The sequence below is a fragment of the Arthrobacter sp. NPDC093128 genome (assembly GCF_040683875.1).
Lineage (GTDB): Bacteria > Actinomycetota > Actinomycetes > Actinomycetales > Micrococcaceae > Arthrobacter.
Genome location: NZ_JBFBEY010000021.1, coordinates 25491 through 40061, shown reverse-complemented (window position 1 = coordinate 40061; position 14571 = coordinate 25491). Strand labels below are relative to the sequence as shown.

The window sequence follows — 14571 nt, the reverse complement described above, 5'->3', positions numbered from 1 at the left end:
AGCAGACCGGTTTCCCTGTCCCGTTCCCCCGCGTTTCCCATCCGCGCCCGGGACAACTAATCTGGCGAGTTATGGAGTCTGCACACTATTTCAGCGCCCAGCCCGCCGGGCCGTTCACCCGCAAGCCGCTAACCGTGGAGCTTGCCGGTGAAGCCCGCAAGCTGCAGACCTCCAGCGGCATCTTCAGCCCCGACGGGATCGACAAGGGCACCGCTGTGCTGCTGGCTGACGCGCCGGCCCCGTCTCCGCAGGGCAACCTGCTGGACATCGGCTGCGGCTGGGGTCCGATCGCCCTGACCATGGCCCTCAGGGCCCCCCACGCACACGTCTATGCCGTGGACGTGAATGAGCGCTGTGTCGCACTGACCAACGAAAACGCCGGCCTGCTGGGGCTTGGCAACGTCACGGCCAGCCTGCCGGCCAACGTTGATCCCGGCCTCCGGTTCGACACCATCTGGTCCAATCCCCCCATCCGCATAGGCAAGGACGAACTTCACTCCCTGCTGCTGCTGTGGTTGCCCCGGCTGGCCGCGGGCGGGTCGGCCTGGCTGGTGGTCCAGAAAAACCTCGGTTCGGATTCGCTGCAGCGCTGGCTGAGCACCGAACTGGACAGCAGCTTCACCGTCACCCGGGAGAGCACCTCGAAGTCGTTCAGGATCCTTCGGGTCAGGAAAGCGTCCCACTAGCCACGATCACGGCCGGACCGCTGAGTTCCACATGCTCGTGGCCTTCCGGCCCCGGAAAGAATTTCACGCCGACGACGCCGCCCGGCACCTGGACGTCCCAGGCATCCGGAGCACCCTGCCCGGCCCAGTGACGGATGGCAACGGCTGCTGCGCAGGCGCCGGTGCCGCATGACTGCGTCTCCCCCACGCCGCGCTCGTGGACGCGCATGGTGATGGTCCCCACGCCGTCATGCACCAGCGGTTCGGAGGGTACGACGAACTCCACATTGGTGCCGTTGGCCGGCTTCGGGTCAACGTGCGGTGCCTTGAACAGCTGGGTTGTCTCAAGTTCGCTGAGCTCTGCCAGCGCCACCACGGTGTGCGGGTTCCCCATGCTGACAGACAGCGCCGGCCGTGGCACTTCCAGGCCATCGGCGGTCACAAGCGAGTCCATGGCGCGTGCCGTTGCCTCTCCCGGGAAAATGAACTCCCACGGGCCCATGTCCACGGCGTAGCCGTTCTCGGTCCGCACGACTGTTTTGACGCCCCCTCGCGTGCCGATGGTCAGCGCATCGCCGGTCTCGAGCCGGACCAGTCCCTCGGCAACGAGGAAGTGGACGAAGACGCGCACGCCGTTGCCGCACATTTCCGACAGGGAGCCGTCGCCGTTGCGGTAGTCCATGAACCATTCGGCGTCCGGGTGGACTGTCTGCAGCTCGCGCCCTTCCGGAAGGTAGCGCGAGGGCACGGCGCGGATCAGCCCGTCGCCGCCGATTCCGCGGTGGCGGTCGCAGAGTTCCGCGACCTGCTCGGGCGCAATGGGCCAGGTGCCCCCGGGGTCAGCAACAAGCACGAAATCATTGCCGGTGCCGTGGCCCTTGGAGAAGGCCAGGCCGCTCAGCCCCTGGAGTGTGCGGTCAGGGGTGGGTGCAAGGGTTTCGTCCATGGTTCAAGATTACAGTCACGGGTGGACGGGCCCGAAAACCGTGGGCACGGGACTGGCGCGGGCTGAGCAGCGCCGGCTCAGCGGCAGACGGCTGCTGCTTTGTCCACCAGCTCCGGGTCCTGCCAGTCGAGCCAGGTGATGCGGGGATCGGCCCTGAACCAGGTGAGCTGCCGGCGGGCGAATTTTCGCGTGGCCACAATGGTGTCTTCCGTGGCCTGGCCGGCATCCCATTCACCGTCGAGTACTTTGAGGAACTGGGAGTAGCCCAGGGCACGGGACGCGGTCTTGCCATTTCTTAGCCCTGCAGCGTCCAGCCGTTGCACTTCGGCCTGCAGCCCGTTGGCGACCATACTGTGAACACGCTGTGCCAGCCTGTCCTTCAGGAGCTCCCGGTCCACCTCGAGGCCGATCTGGACTGCCGGCTGGAAGTACTCGCGGGCCGGCATGAAGGAGCTGAACGGGCGTCCTGTCAGCTCGAAGACCTCCAGTGCGCGGACAACCCTGCGGGCGTCTCCCAGCCGGGCGGCGGAGGCGGGGTCGACGGCTTCGAGCCTGGTGCGCAGCGCGGCCAGGCCGGTTTCGTCGGCCTCCGCTTCGAGACGGCGCCTGATGTCCGGATCCGTTCCGGGAAACTCGAGCACGTCCAGCGCTGCCCGGACATACAGGCCCGATCCGCCGACGAGGATGGCCCTCCTGCCCCTGTCGTGGATGTCGGCGACGGCGGCGCGGGCCTCCCGCTGGAAATCGGACACGCTGGCTTCCTGGGTGACGTCGAGGGTGTCCAGCAGGTGGTGCCGGACACCCCTGCGCTCCTCCACCGTGATCTTGGCTGTGCCGATGTCCATGCCGCGGTAGAACTGCATGGCGTCCGCGTTGATGATCTCACCGTCAAGTTCCAGGGCAAGTGCCACGGCGAGGTCCGATTTACCGGATCCGGTGGGGCCGACCACCGCAATGACAGGCGGCTGACCGGCGTCGGCACCGCGTGCCCCAGCCGACGGCACAAGGGTGTCCCGGCCGTTCCCTGTGGGCGTGGCCATTGCCTAGCTGCGGCGGACGGGGAGCGCCGGCATACCGAGGGACACGCCGCTCTTGCCGCCGGTCGCACCGGAGCCGGCGCCGGGCACCGGGGCGCCGCAGGAGTCCGCCTGGGACCTGTCCCAGGCGTCACCCGCACGCGACCCGCGGAGTGCGTAGTCTGCCGGCGATGCCGGATCGGCCACCAGGTGGAACGCAGCTGCTTCCGTGATGGTGACGGTCACAAGGTCTCCGGGCCGGGGCGTCTCCGCACCCTCCGGGACTGAGAAATGCACGAGCCGCTGATCCTGCGACCGGCCCGACAGCCGATGTGTTTCCTCCGACTTGCGGCCGGACTGTGCCGTGACCATGACCTCCACCCGGCGGCCCAGCTGACGGGCGTTTTCCTCGGCCGCGATCCGGTCCTGCAGAGCGGTCAGGCGCTCAAAGCGCTCCTGGACCACGGCCTTGGGGAGCTGGTCCGGCAGATCCGCGGCGGGGGTGCCGGGACGCTTCGAGTACTGGAACGTGAACGCAGTGGCGAAGCGCGACTTCTCGACGACGTCCAGCGTGGCTTGGAAGTCCTCTTCGGTTTCACCGGGGAAGCCGACGATGATGTCCGTCGAGATGGCGGCGTGCGGAATCCGTTCCCGGACCTTGTCCAGGATGCCCAGGAATTTGGTGGAGCGGTACGACCGCTTCATGTCCTTTAGTACTTTGTCCGAGCCCGATTGCAGGGGCATGTGAAGCTGCGGCATAACATTCGGGGTTTCGGCCATGGCGTCGATGACGTCGTCCGTGAAGGCAGCGGGGTGCGGGCTGGTGAAGCGGACCCGCTCCAGCCCTTCGATTTCACCGCAGGCACGCAGCAGCTTGGAGAACGCCTGGCGGTCGCCGAATTCCACGCCGTAGGAGTTCACGTTCTGGCCCAGGAGTGTCACTTCGATGGCGCCGTCATCCACCAGTGCCTGAATCTCGGCGAGGATGTCGCCCGGACGGCGGTCCTTCTCCTTGCCGCGCAGGGCAGGAACGATGCAGAAGGTGCACGTGTTGTTGCATCCCACCGAGATCGACACCCAGCCCGAGTACACGGAGTCCCGCTTGGTGGGGAGCGTTGAGGGGAAAACGTCGAGTGATTCCAGGATCTCGAGCTGCGCCTCATTGTTGTGACGGGCGCGGTCGAGGAGCGCGGGCAGGGCACCGACGTTGTGGGTGCCGAAGACGGCGTCCACCCACGGGGCCTTCTTCAGGATGGTTTCGCGGTCCTTCTGCGCCAGGCAACCGCCCACGGCGATCTGCATCCCCGGGTTGGCAGCTTTGACCGGGGCCAGCATTCCGAGGTTGCCGTAAAGCTTGTTGTCGGCGTTCTCCCGGACGGCGCACGTGTTGAACACCACGACGTCGGCGCGCTCATCGGTCGCCGGGACATACCCCGCGCCTTCGAGCATCCCGGCCATGCGCTCGGAGTCGTGCACGTTCATTTGGCAGCCAAAAGTGCGCACCTGGTAAGTGCGCGGCGGCGCCGCTGCGGGGGCTCCATCCGGGCTGGCGGAAGTGCTGGTGCCGGACGCTGGGGAGGGAATGGTCAAACTCACCTGTTAAGGGTACCGGTTCATAGGAATTCCGTTTCCGCCTGCCCGCCGGCTGCGGCGTCGAGGACCTCCCCGACGATCCGGAAGGCCTGCGACGGCTGGTACCCCTTCCGGGCCAGCATCGAGGCCAGCCGACGCGTGACCTTGTCCCGCTCGGCGCGGTCCGTGAGGTCTGCTGTGCCTTTGAGCTTGCGTTGGACGAGTTCACGGGCGGCAGACTCCTCCGCTTCGTCACTGACCTGCTCCAGGGCCCGGGCCGCAATGTCGGCCTCAATGCCCTTGTCCGCAAGCTCGCGCCTCAACGCACCCTTGGCCAGCTTCCGGGTTTGGGACCTGCTCCGTACCCACATGTCCGCAAACTCGGCGTCATCCACGAGCCGGACTTCCTCGAACCTGTCCAGTACGGCCTCGGCCACGTCCTCCGGAACATTGCGCTCGGCCAGCTTGCGGGCCAGCTGCAACCTGCTTTTCGGCGAGGCGGTCAGCTGCCGCAGCACGATCGCCCGCGCCACGGAGGCCGGATCCGGCTCAGCATCGTGTTCCGCTTGCGGCTCCGGCGCAAACCCGGCCTCCGGCGCGAACCCGGCCTCCGCGGGAATGGTTCCGTCCGGGCCCGCATCGCCGAACGCAGCCGGGCCAGGTTTCCGGGATCGGAATCCTGGCCCGCTCCGCCGGGTTCCCCTAGAAACCGTCAACGGCCTTGAGCTTCGGAGACGCTTCCTTTTCAGCTTCGGCGGGCTTGACGCCAACGCCGAGCTTCTCCTTGATGAGGCGCTCCAGCTCCGCGGCAAGTTCCGGGTTGTCGCGCAGGAAGCGTCGCGAGTTCTCCATGCCCTGGCCCAGCTGGTCACCGTCGTAGGTGAACCAGGAACCCGACTTCTTGATCAGGCCGTGTTCCACGCCCATATCGATGATGCCGCCCTCGCGGGAGATGCCCTGGCCGTAGATGATGTCGAATTCGGCGATTTTGAAGGGCGGGGCCATCTTGTTCTTGACGATTTTCGCCTTGGTGCGGTTGCCCACCGAATCAGCGCCTTCCTTCAGCGTCTGGATACGGCGGACGTCGATGCGGATGGAGGCGTAGAACTTCAGCGCCTTGCCACCGGTGGTGGTCTCGGGGGAGCCGAAGAAGACGCCGATCTTCTCGCGCAGCTGGTTAATGAAGATGGCGGTGGTCTTGGTCTGGCTCAAACGTCCGGTGATCTTACGGAGCGCCTGGCTCATCAGGCGGGCCTGCAGGCCGACGTGGCTGTCGCCCATGTCGCCTTCAATTTCCGCGCGGGGCACGAGGGCGGCCACGGAGTCGATGACAATCACATCGAGGGAGCCCGAACCAATCAGCATGTCCATGATTTCCAGTGCCTGCTCGCCGGTGTCCGGCTGGGAGACCAACAGCGCGTCGGTATCCACACCCAGCTTGGCGGCGTATTCCGGGTCCAGGGCGTGCTCGGCGTCGATGAACGCAGCAATACCGCCCAGGCGCTGGGCATTCGCAACGGCATGGAGGGCAACGGTGGTCTTACCCGACGATTCCGGGCCGTAGATTTCCACGACGCGGCCGCGCGGCAGGCCGCCAATTCCCAGGGCAACGTCCAGGGCAATGGAGCCGGTGGGGATTACTTCGATGGGCGCACGCACTTCGTCGCCCAGCCGCATGACGGAGCCTTTGCCGAACTGCTTGTCGATCTGGGCAAGCGCTGCATCGAGCGCCTTCTGACGATCCGGGGCTGCCGCCATGGTTCACACCTCTAGTTTTCTCGCTGTGGAGTGGCCTGAGCGGCCCTTTATTTGTCATCACCGACGCTAACGGCACCCACCGACATTCTTGCCGGATGACATTGCGTATGTGGAAAACGCTCTGAAAAAAGCATAGCCCTACCCGAACAGATATTCGAACAATTGCCCGGCGTGTCAGGGCGGAGCCATCCAGCGTCAGTGCGCCGTGGATCAGTTGCGGGACGGCTTGATGTCCCTGCCGAGCCGCCGGTCCGCCGGGACGTCCTGCACGTCGCACATGGCGAGCCAGACCTGCCGCGGAGGAACACCGGCTGCCAGCGCCTGGTCCGCTGTCCGGCTGCCGACACCTGCCAGCACCAGTGAGCTGCTGAGGACACGGGAGTAACCTGCACCGAACTCATCGTCCATTAGCCGCCAGAAGTCGCTGATTCTCACCGATAAAGTCTCTCACGGCTGCGGCCAATAGAATGGTTGCCATGAGCAACCCAGCCGTGGAACCCGATGCCCCAGGGGCCACCGAAAACAGCGTCGACGCGGCCCTGCGAACCGTGGAACATCAGATCAGCCTGTTCTGGCGCCGTGGCCGCGCCCTGTCCCAGCAGCTGTCGCGCGAAGTGCACCCGGACATGGAACCGGCAGCGTACGGTCTCCTCACTGTCATCCGCCGGGAAGGTCCCATCAGGCTCACGGAACTGGCGTCTTGCATCGGCGTCGGCAAGCCGTCTGTCAGCCGGCAGATTGCATTCCTCGAAAGCATCGGCCTGGTGTCCAAGGAAGCCGATCCCCTCGATGGCCGGGCCCAGACCATCCAGCTGACCCCCAAGGGGGAGGAGAAGATGCACCAGGTCCAGGACGCACGGCGTGAGGTTTTCCGTGAGCGGCTGGGCGAATGGCCGGTCGAAGAACTGCAGACCCTTGCCGCATACATGGCCAAGCTCAACGCGACGTATGAGCGCGACGGCTTCCCGAAGGACGAAGCCAACCGGCCCGGTGCCTAATCCCGGTAGTTAACGCCGAAGGGCCTCCGGCGTAGCCGGGGGCCCTTCGTGTGAGTCTTGTATGACGGAGTGAACGACGCAGGTCAGCGGGCGCCCGAGAGCAGTCCCTTGGCCAATTCGTCGGACAGTTCAGTGTTGAGTTCGCGGTCAAGGTCGCGGCCGTAACGCTGCGAGAATTCCTGCGGAACGGTGTCCGGAACAGCAACGCCCTCAGCGACGGCAACGCGGTCGCTGACTTCGCGGAGCATGCTGGACAGCGGGACGTCCAGGGCCGAGCAGATCGAAGACAGCAGCTCCGAAGAGGCTTCCTTCTGACCGCGCTCCACTTCACTGAGGTAACCCAGGGAAACCCGGGCACTGTGTGAGACTTCGCGGAGGGTTCGGCCCTGACGCTGGCGAACGTCGCGCAGAACATCACCGATTTCGTGACGAAGTACAACCATCTTGCGCTCCTTCTGTTCGCTCTTTGCCTGATCGGCGAGGCCCACATCCTTCCAGCGGACAACGCCGTTCACGGATACGGGCTGCTTTACCATCTGTATCGCCTTGCTCCCTCGTACGTCAGGCCCGCCCTCACAGGCGAACCATAATTTATTTACTCATCCTAGGCGCCTCCGCGATTCGGAAGCGACACAATGTAACAACTATTAGGCATCAAATTTTGTTCCCGGCAACTTTACGCCTGGTAAGCCTCGGAAGACAGCGCCTCAAGCAGCCGCTCCAAAGCAGCCGCGCACGCCTGTCCCCGGATGTCGGCGCGGTTCCCCTCGAAAACGTAACCGAACGACGTCGTTCCCTCCGCGGTGGCGATGCCGACGAAGACTGTTCCCACGGCTTTCCCGCCGTGCGGTTCCGGACCGGCGACGCCGGTTGTCGACACCCCGACGTCTGCGCCGCAGACCCGTCGGGCTCCGGCTGCCATCGCTTCTGCAACTGCTCCCTCGACGGATCCGACGGCGTCGAGCAGCTCCTGGGGCACGCCCAGGACGTCCGCCTTGACTGCGTTCTGGTAGGACACCACTCCGCCCTGGAGCATGCCCGAGGCGCCGGGTGTGTCAGCGAGGACCGCCGTCACCATGCCCGCTGTCAACGATTCGGCGGTGGCGACTGTCAGTCCCCGCGAGACGGCGCCGGTAACTGCCTGTTCAGCGATGCGGTGCAGATTGCTCACGGCATTTCTCCTTGAACGCGCTGGCTGGCGGCACGACGTCCGCTTGCCCGCAGCTTGAGTGCTTCGACAACGTACTGGACTCCGGTCCAGACGGTGATGGCCACGGCGGCGAGCATCACCAGAAAGGCGACCACGCCCAGCCACGGCGCCAGCGATGCGAGCGGAATCACATACAGCAGGATCGCAACGGTCTGCACAACGGTCTTCAGCTTGCCGCCGCGCGACGCCGGGATGACGCCATAGCGGATGACGAAGAACCGTAGTGCCGTGATGCCCCATTCGCGGACCAGGATGAGGATGGTGATCCACCAGGGCAGCTCGCTCAGGACGGACAGCATCACCAGTGCCGAGCCCGTCAGCAGTTTGTCCGCTATGGGATCGGCAATCTTGCCGAAGTTGGTGATGAGGCCCCTGCTGCGGGCGATGTCGCCGTCGAGCTTGTCGGTGTAGATGGCGACGGCAAACGTCAGGGCAGCGGCCCAGCGCCAGATGCCGTTCTGGCTATCGAGCCCCGGGGCGTCCGCGACGAGGAACCAGACGAAGAACGGCACCAGGGCAATCCGCAGCATCGTCAGGATGTTCGGAAGGTTCCAGATCCCGGAGGAGGAGCCTGAGCTGTTGGCTTCAGTGCTAGTCACTCTCCTAGGCTACCGTCCGGTGAGCGACCAGGCGTCCTCTGAGCCGTCCTCGTCGTCACCGGAGCTGCCGTCGGCGCCGTCGTAGTATTCGACTTTCTGGGTGCGGTTGTCCAGGTCCGCCGCCACGAGGTCCTCGGCATAACCGCCCTGGGCGATGTTCGCGTTGGCGTTGTCGCTCAGCGCCGCGGTCTGGGAATCGGGCGCGGCCGGGGCGTCCTGGCCCTTCATGGCTGCGAGGACCGCTGCGAGGTCATCGGGCTTCACCAGGACGTCGCGGGCCTTGGAACCCTCCGAGGGCCCCACCACTCCCCTGGATTCGAGCAGGTCCATGAGCCGGCCCGCCTTCGCGAAACCGACGCGCAGCTTGCGCTGCAGCATGGAGGTTGAGCCGAACTGGGTGGTCACCACGAGCTCGGTGGCCTGCAGCAGGACCTCGAGGTCATCGCCGATGTCGTCATCGATCTGCTTCTTCTGCGCCTCGGGGGCGACGTCGTCGCGGTAGTCGACCTTCAGCTGGCCCTTGACGTGCTCAACGACCTTGTGGATCTCGGACTCCGTGACCCAGGCACCCTGCACGCGCATGGCCTTGGAAGCGCCCATGGGCAGGAAGAGCGCGTCACCCTGGCCGATGAGCTTTTCCGCTCCGGGCTGGTCCAGGACCACGCGGGAGTCGGTCACGGAGGAGGTCGCGAAGGCCATGCGGGACGGCACGTTGGCCTTGATCAGGCCGGTGACGACGTCCACCGAGGGCCGCTGGGTGGCGAGCACCAGGTGGATACCGGCGGCACGCGCCAGCTGCGTGATCCTGACGATGGAATCTTCGACGTCGCGCGGGGCCACCATCATGAGGTCGGCGAGCTCGTCCACGATCACCAGCAGGTACGGGTAGGGGCGGATGACGCGCTTGGAGTCGACCGGCGGGTGGACCTTGCCGGCCCGGACAGCCTTGTTGAAGTCATCAATGTGCTTGAACCCGTAGTTCGCGAGGTCGTCGTAGCGGGCGTCCATTTCCCGGACCACCCACTGCAGGGCCTCGGCGGCTTTCTTGGGGTTGGTGATGATCGGCGTGATCAGGTGCGGCACACCTTCGTACGCCGTGAGTTCCACGCGCTTGGGGTCCACCATGACCATGCGGACCTCGTCCGGGGTGGCACGCATCAGGATGGACGTGATCATGGAGTTCACGAACGACGACTTACCGGCACCGGTGGCACCGGCCACGAGCAGGTGGGGCATCTTGGCGAGGTTCGCGACCACATAGCCGCCCTCGACGTCCTTGCCGACACCCATCACCATGGGGTGGTCGGTGCGGCGGGCGTTCTGGCTGCGGAGCACATCGCCGAGCGAGACCGTCTCGCGGTCCGTGTTGGGGATCTCGATGCCGATGGCGGACTTGCCGGGAATCGGGCTCAGGATGCGGACGTCGCTCGAGGCAACGGCGTAGGAGATGTTCTTGGACAGCGCCGTGACGCGTTCCACCTTGGTGCCCGCGGACAGTTCGATCTCGTAGCGGGTCACGGTGGGGCCGCGGCTGAAGCCGGTGACCTGCGCGTCCACGTTGAACTGGTTCAGCGTGTCCGTCAGGGAGGCCACGATGGCGTCGTTGGCCTCGGTGCGTTCCTTGGGGATGGAGCCGGGTGCCAGGACGTCCGAGGACGGCAGGGTGTAGGTGACGTCGCCGGCGAGCGATAGCTGCTCCGTGCGCTGCGGGATAGGCGTGGGCAGCGGCGGGGCGACGGGGCGTGAAGGCACCTGCGCGGCTGCGGCGGCTGCCCCTGCTGCGGCGGGAGCCACGGGGTTCAGGGAACCGGCGGCCACCATGCCAGGGGTGACGAGCGGGATGGCCTCTGTGGCGTTCTCACCGCTGAAATCCGGGCCCTTGGTGCCCAGGCCCTGGGCTGCCTTGATCTTTTCGACGGCGATCTCGGCCTGGGTGGGCCGCCGGACGCCGGGTGCCGGGCGGGAGCCCTTGCCGCCTGCCTTGGTGCCGTTGGCGCTGTCGGTTGCCTCGTCGTCGTCGATGACGGCATGTTCGAAGGCTTCGTCCCCGACGTAGCCTTCGAGGCGCGGGTCGGTGTCCTGGTCCTTGCCGAACAGCCGGCCGCGCCTCTTCTTCTTCGGAGCAGCCGGGGCGGAGTTTTCGTAGAGGTAGCTGCGGTCGTGGACGTCGCCGGATTCCTGCAGGTCGATGCCCATGAGGTGCTCATAGGCGTCCCTGATCCGGCGGGGAATGGCGCCGAAGGGTGTGGCGGTGATGATCAGGAGGGACGTGAAGACAATGAGTCCGTAGACGGCCACGGGCACAGCCGTGTGCAGGGCGGCCAGCGGTGAAGCGGCCAGGAAGCCCAGCATTCCCCCTGCCCGGCGCAGGCCGTCGAATCCGTCCACTACTGTGGGCTGGCCGCCGATGACATGTGCCAGGCCGCAGCCGGCAAAGGTCATGATCAGGAAGCCGATACCGATCCTGTTGTTGCCCCGCCCGTCCGACGGTTGGCGGAACAGCCGGAAAGCGCAGACGAAAAGCATCAGCGGCAGCAGCAGGGACATCCAGCCGAAGGTCCCGTTGACGATCGCGAAGACAGTGTCCGGGAACCATCCTGTGAAGCCCCACCAGGCGAAGGTGGCAACAAACACGCCAAGTGCGAGATTGAAGAGGGCGGCCCCGTCCCGGCGGTCCTCCGGCGCGAGGTCGCTGACGTCGTAGCCGATCCTGCGCACACCCCCGCCGACGACGTGGCCGATGCCCAGCCAGGCCCCTGCGGCCACCCGCACGAGCCACGGCTGGCGGGGTTCGACGGCGGCCATCTGACGTGTGCGTGCCGTGCCCGACGTTCCCCCGGTCCGGCTGGATTTGGACGCAGCGGAGCCGGAGCCCCGGCCCGCAGAGCTGCCTGATTTACCGCTTGAGTTGCCTCTAGGCGCGGAGGAGGTACGTGTCGCCATACCCGCCACGGTACCCGAAGTGAGGCCAAAAACCGCGGATTTCCGGGGCAGTCCGGGCTGCATGTTGCGGAAGGGACGGCGGACATATTGCGCCCTTGACCCGTCCGGGCGACTTAAACACCGGGGCCTCCCCCGCAGGCAGCTGCCGTGGCGGCTGCGTTTCTGCGGGGAAGGCCCGGGTGGCACAAAGAGCTGATGCTTAGGCCTCGAGGACCACCGGGATGATCATGGGCTTGCGGCGAAGCTTGCGGTTGACCCATGTGCCGACGACGCGGCGGACAACCTGCTGGAGCTGGTGCGTGGTGTGGTCCGTGTGGTTGAGCACGGCTTCTTCCAGGGCAGCATTGATCTTGGGGATGATTTCGTCGAAGACGGAATCATCTTCAGCCACGCCGCGGGCGTGGATTTCCGGCCCGGAAACCACCTTGCCGGTGGCGCGGTGGATCACCGTGATGATGGAGATGAAGCCTTCATCACCGAGCGTCTGGCGGTCCTTCAGGTCGGCTTCCGTGACTTCGCCAACGCTGGAGCCGTCGACGTAGACGAAGCCCACTTCCACCTGGCCCACGACGTCGGCCTGGTGGTCACGAAGGTCGATGACGGTGCCGTTGTCAGCCAGCAGGATGCTCTCATCGGGTACCCCCGATTCGAGGGCGATCTTGCCGTTGGCGATCAGGTGCCGCGTCTCGCCGTGCACCGGCATGGCGTTCAGCGGTTCGAGGATGTTGTAGCAGTACAGCAGTTCCCCGGCCGCGGCGTGGCCGGACACGTGGACCTTGGCGTTGCCCTTGTGGATGACGTCGGCGCCGAGCTTCAGCAGACCGTTGATGATGCGGAAAACCGCGTTCTCGTTGCCCGGGATCAGGCTGGAGGCCAGGATGACGGTGTCGCCCTTGCCGACGACGACGCGGTGGTCCCCGTTGGCCATGCGGGACAACGCAGCCATCGGCTCGCCCTGTGAACCCGTGGACATCAGCACTACGCGGTTGTCCGGCAGGTTGTCGATGTTCTTGATGTCCACCAAGATGCCGTCCGGCACGTCAAGGTAGCCGAGCTTTGCCGCGATGGCCATGTTGCGGACCATGGAGCGGCCCACGAAGGCAACCTTGCGGTTGTGGTTGGCCGCAGCGTCCAGGACCTGCTGCACGCGGTGGACGTGCGAGGAGAAGGAAGCGACGATGATCCGCTTGCTGGCCTGGCCGAAGAGCCGGTCCAGGGTGGGGCCGATTTCCTTCTCGGCGGTGGTGAAGCCGGGGACGTCCGCGTTGGTGGAGTCGGACATGAACAGGTCAACGCCTTCTTCGCCCAGCTTGGCGAAGTGGCGGAGGTCCGTGATCCGGCCGTCCAGCGGCAGCTGGTCCATCTTGAAGTCGCCCGTGTGCAGCACGGTGCCGCCGGCGGTGCGGATGAACACAGCCAGGGCATCGGGAATCGAGTGGTTAACCGCAACGAACTCGGTTTCGAACGGACCGAAGCGCTCCACCTGGCCCTCCGTTACGGTGAGCGTGAAGGGCTTGATCCGGTGTTCCTGCAGCTTGGCCTCGATGAGGGCAAGAGTGAGCTGGGAGCCGACCAGGGGAATGTCGGCGCGCAGGCGCAGCAGGTACGGCACGGCACCGATGTGGTCCTCGTGGCCGTGGGTCAGGACGACGGCCACGATGTCGTCAAGCCGGTTCTCGATGTAGGAGAAATCGGGCAGGATGAGATCGACGCCGGGCTGGGTTTCCTCAGGGAAGAGGACACCGCAGTCGACGATGAGCAGCTTGCCGTCGATTTCGAAGACGGCCATGTTGCGGCCGATCTCCCCCAGGCCGCCGAGCGGCACGATCCGCAGGGTCCCTTGGGGCAGTTTCGGTGGCGTGACAAGGCCGGGAAGGGCGGTTTGGGTCATAATGCACTACTTTCCGGGCGGAACAGTGGGGTCTTTACCGATCAGGAAAAGACCATTCCTGCTTCCGCCAAATCCTCGCGGATGGTTACGATCTCGGTTTCGTCCGGCTCCACGAGGGGCAAACGGACAACCGAGTTGGGCAGGACTCCCTGCCATTTAAGAATCTGCTTGGCCGCAACGGCCCCCTGTACGCGGGTCATCGTGGCCCGGATAACAGGTTCGAGTTCAAAATTGATCTTCCGGGCGGTGCCGAGGTCGTTCGCGTTGACGGCGTCGATCAGCTCCCGGAACCGGCGGGTGGCAACGTGGGTGGTGACGCCCACGAGTCCGACGGCGCCCAGCGCCATCCACTGCAGGGTCAGGCCGTCGTCGCCGGAGTAGAAGAGCAGGTCAGTCTCTGCCATAACGCGGGTGGCGGCGGCGAAATCGGCCTTGGCGTCCTTGACCGCGACGATGTTCGGGTGCGCTGCCAGACGGATCATGGTTTCCGGGGCGATCTGGATCGACGACCGGCCGGGGATGTCATAGAGCATCACGGGCACATCGGTGGAGGAGGCGATAGCCTCAAAATGTGCGCGCACGCCGGCCTGGCTGGGCTTGTTGTAGTACGGCGTGACGATCAGGAGGCCGTCGACGCCGACGTCGGCTGCCAGCCGGGAAAGATGCACGGAGTGTGCGGTGTCGTTGGTTCCGGTGCCTGCGACGATCGCGGCACGGCCGCCCACAGCTTCCTTCACCGCGCGGAACATCCCCACGTTTTCCTCGTCGGTGAGGGTGGAGGTTTCGCCGGTGGTTCCGGTGACGACCAGGCCGTCGCAGCCGTCGTCGACAAGCTTCACGGCCAGTTCCGCCGCCTGCTGGTAGTCCACTTTGCCGTCCACAGTGAACGGCGTGACCATAGCGGTCAGGAGGGTGCCAAAAGCAGGGAAATTCGCGGAAGTGTCAGCCATAGGAAAAACGTTACCCTGTCCCC

Annotated in this window: 14 protein-coding genes; 2 read left to right on the top strand and 12 right to left on the bottom strand. The window is 65.6% G+C overall.

Going from position 1 to position 14571, the window contains the following annotated elements; all coding sequences use genetic code 11:
• Positions 1 to 71: 71 nt before the first annotated feature.
• The gene (locus tag AB0N24_RS21480) at positions 72 to 686 is read left to right on the top strand and encodes a methyltransferase (protein ID WP_364128789.1); all 615 of its coding nucleotides are present in this window, start codon (positions 72 to 74) and stop codon (positions 684 to 686) included.
• Here the strand turns inward: AB0N24_RS21480 and dapF are convergent.
• The 6 genes from dapF to AB0N24_RS21450 form a co-directional block, all read right to left on the bottom strand.
• A complete protein-coding gene (gene dapF / locus AB0N24_RS21475) occupies positions 667 to 1611 on the bottom strand; it encodes a diaminopimelate epimerase (protein WP_364128786.1) in 945 nt (314 codons plus the stop codon). The genes AB0N24_RS21480 and dapF overlap by 20 nt on opposite strands.
• A gap of 77 nt (positions 1612 to 1688) precedes the next feature.
• Positions 1689 to 2651 (bottom strand): tRNA (adenosine(37)-N6)-dimethylallyltransferase MiaA, encoded by a 963-nt coding sequence (miaA, locus tag AB0N24_RS21470; protein WP_364128784.1) that lies wholly within the window; start codon positions 2649 to 2651, stop codon positions 1689 to 1691.
• Positions 2652 to 2654: 3 nt separating this feature from the next.
• Positions 2655 to 4223, bottom strand: coding sequence for a tRNA (N6-isopentenyl adenosine(37)-C2)-methylthiotransferase MiaB (gene miaB / locus AB0N24_RS21465; RefSeq protein ID WP_364128782.1), 1569 nt, complete (start codon positions 4221 to 4223; stop codon positions 2655 to 2657).
• A gap of 17 nt (positions 4224 to 4240) precedes the next feature.
• Positions 4241 to 4732: a regulatory protein RecX gene (locus tag AB0N24_RS21460; RefSeq protein WP_364128780.1), complete on the bottom strand. Its 492-nt coding sequence runs from the start codon at positions 4730 to 4732 to the stop codon at positions 4241 to 4243.
• A gap of 169 nt (positions 4733 to 4901) precedes the next feature.
• A complete protein-coding gene (recA, locus tag AB0N24_RS21455; protein ID WP_055798340.1) occupies positions 4902 to 5957 on the bottom strand; it encodes a recombinase RecA in 1056 nt (351 codons plus the stop codon).
• 210 nt (positions 5958 to 6167) lie between these two features.
• The gene (locus AB0N24_RS21450; RefSeq protein ID WP_364128776.1) at positions 6168 to 6392 is read right to left on the bottom strand and encodes a DUF3046 domain-containing protein; all 225 of its coding nucleotides are present in this window, start codon (positions 6390 to 6392) and stop codon (positions 6168 to 6170) included.
• A 41-nt stretch (positions 6393 to 6433) separates the two neighbouring features.
• Here AB0N24_RS21450 and AB0N24_RS21445 point away from each other — a divergent pair, with 41 nt between their 5' ends.
• Complete coding sequence (locus AB0N24_RS21445) at positions 6434 to 6955, top strand: MarR family transcriptional regulator (RefSeq protein ID WP_364128773.1); 522 nt, start codon at positions 6434 to 6436, stop codon at positions 6953 to 6955.
• Positions 6956 to 7038: 83 nt separating this feature from the next.
• Here the strand turns inward: AB0N24_RS21445 and AB0N24_RS21440 are convergent, their stop codons facing one another.
• The 6 genes from AB0N24_RS21440 to dapA form a co-directional block, all read right to left on the bottom strand.
• Positions 7039 to 7491 carry a helix-turn-helix transcriptional regulator gene (locus AB0N24_RS21440; RefSeq protein WP_078026444.1) on the bottom strand — a complete coding sequence of 151 codons (453 nt, stop codon included), beginning with the start codon at positions 7489 to 7491 and terminating at the stop codon, positions 7039 to 7041.
• 140 nt (positions 7492 to 7631) lie between these two features.
• Positions 7632 to 8126 carry a CinA family protein gene (locus tag AB0N24_RS21435; RefSeq protein ID WP_364128770.1) on the bottom strand — a complete coding sequence of 165 codons (495 nt, stop codon included), beginning with the start codon at positions 8124 to 8126 and terminating at the stop codon, positions 7632 to 7634.
• Positions 8123 to 8764, bottom strand: coding sequence for a CDP-diacylglycerol--glycerol-3-phosphate 3-phosphatidyltransferase (gene pgsA, locus AB0N24_RS21430; protein WP_364128768.1), 642 nt, complete (start codon positions 8762 to 8764; stop codon positions 8123 to 8125). Before pgsA ends, AB0N24_RS21435 begins: the two co-directional genes overlap by 4 nt.
• 9 nt (positions 8765 to 8773) lie before the next feature.
• A complete protein-coding gene (locus tag AB0N24_RS21425; RefSeq protein WP_364128766.1) occupies positions 8774 to 11707 on the bottom strand; it encodes a DNA translocase FtsK in 2934 nt (977 codons plus the stop codon).
• Positions 11708 to 11906: 199 nt separating this feature from the next.
• A complete protein-coding gene (locus AB0N24_RS21420; RefSeq protein ID WP_364128763.1) occupies positions 11907 to 13598 on the bottom strand; it encodes a ribonuclease J in 1692 nt (563 codons plus the stop codon).
• A 41-nt stretch (positions 13599 to 13639) separates the two neighbouring features.
• Positions 13640 to 14548 (bottom strand): 4-hydroxy-tetrahydrodipicolinate synthase, encoded by a 909-nt coding sequence (gene dapA, locus AB0N24_RS21415; protein WP_364128760.1) that lies wholly within the window; start codon positions 14546 to 14548, stop codon positions 13640 to 13642.
• Positions 14549 to 14571: the final 23 nt, after the last annotated feature.

Coding starts and splice junctions, on each gene's coding strand:
- AB0N24_RS21480 (WP_364128789.1), top strand. CDS start 72: ATGGAGTCTGCACACTATTTCAGCGCCCAGCCCGCCGGGCCGTTCACC.
- dapF (WP_364128786.1), bottom strand. CDS start 1,611: ATGGACGAAACCCTTGCACCCACCCCTGACCGCACACTCCAGGGGCTG.
- miaA (WP_364128784.1), bottom strand. CDS start 2,651: ATGGCCACGCCCACAGGGAACGGCCGGGACACCCTTGTGCCGTCGGCT.
- recA (WP_055798340.1), bottom strand. CDS start 5,957: ATGGCGGCAGCCCCGGATCGTCAGAAGGCGCTCGATGCAGCGCTTGCC.
- AB0N24_RS21445 (WP_364128773.1), top strand. CDS start 6,434: ATGAGCAACCCAGCCGTGGAACCCGATGCCCCAGGGGCCACCGAAAAC.
- AB0N24_RS21440 (WP_078026444.1), bottom strand. CDS start 7,491: ATGGTAAAGCAGCCCGTATCCGTGAACGGCGTTGTCCGCTGGAAGGAT.
- AB0N24_RS21425 (WP_364128766.1), bottom strand. CDS start 11,707: ATGGCGACACGTACCTCCTCCGCGCCTAGAGGCAACTCAAGCGGTAAA.
- AB0N24_RS21420 (WP_364128763.1), bottom strand. CDS start 13,598: ATGACCCAAACCGCCCTTCCCGGCCTTGTCACGCCACCGAAACTGCCC.
- dapA (WP_364128760.1), bottom strand. CDS start 14,548: ATGGCTGACACTTCCGCGAATTTCCCTGCTTTTGGCACCCTCCTGACC.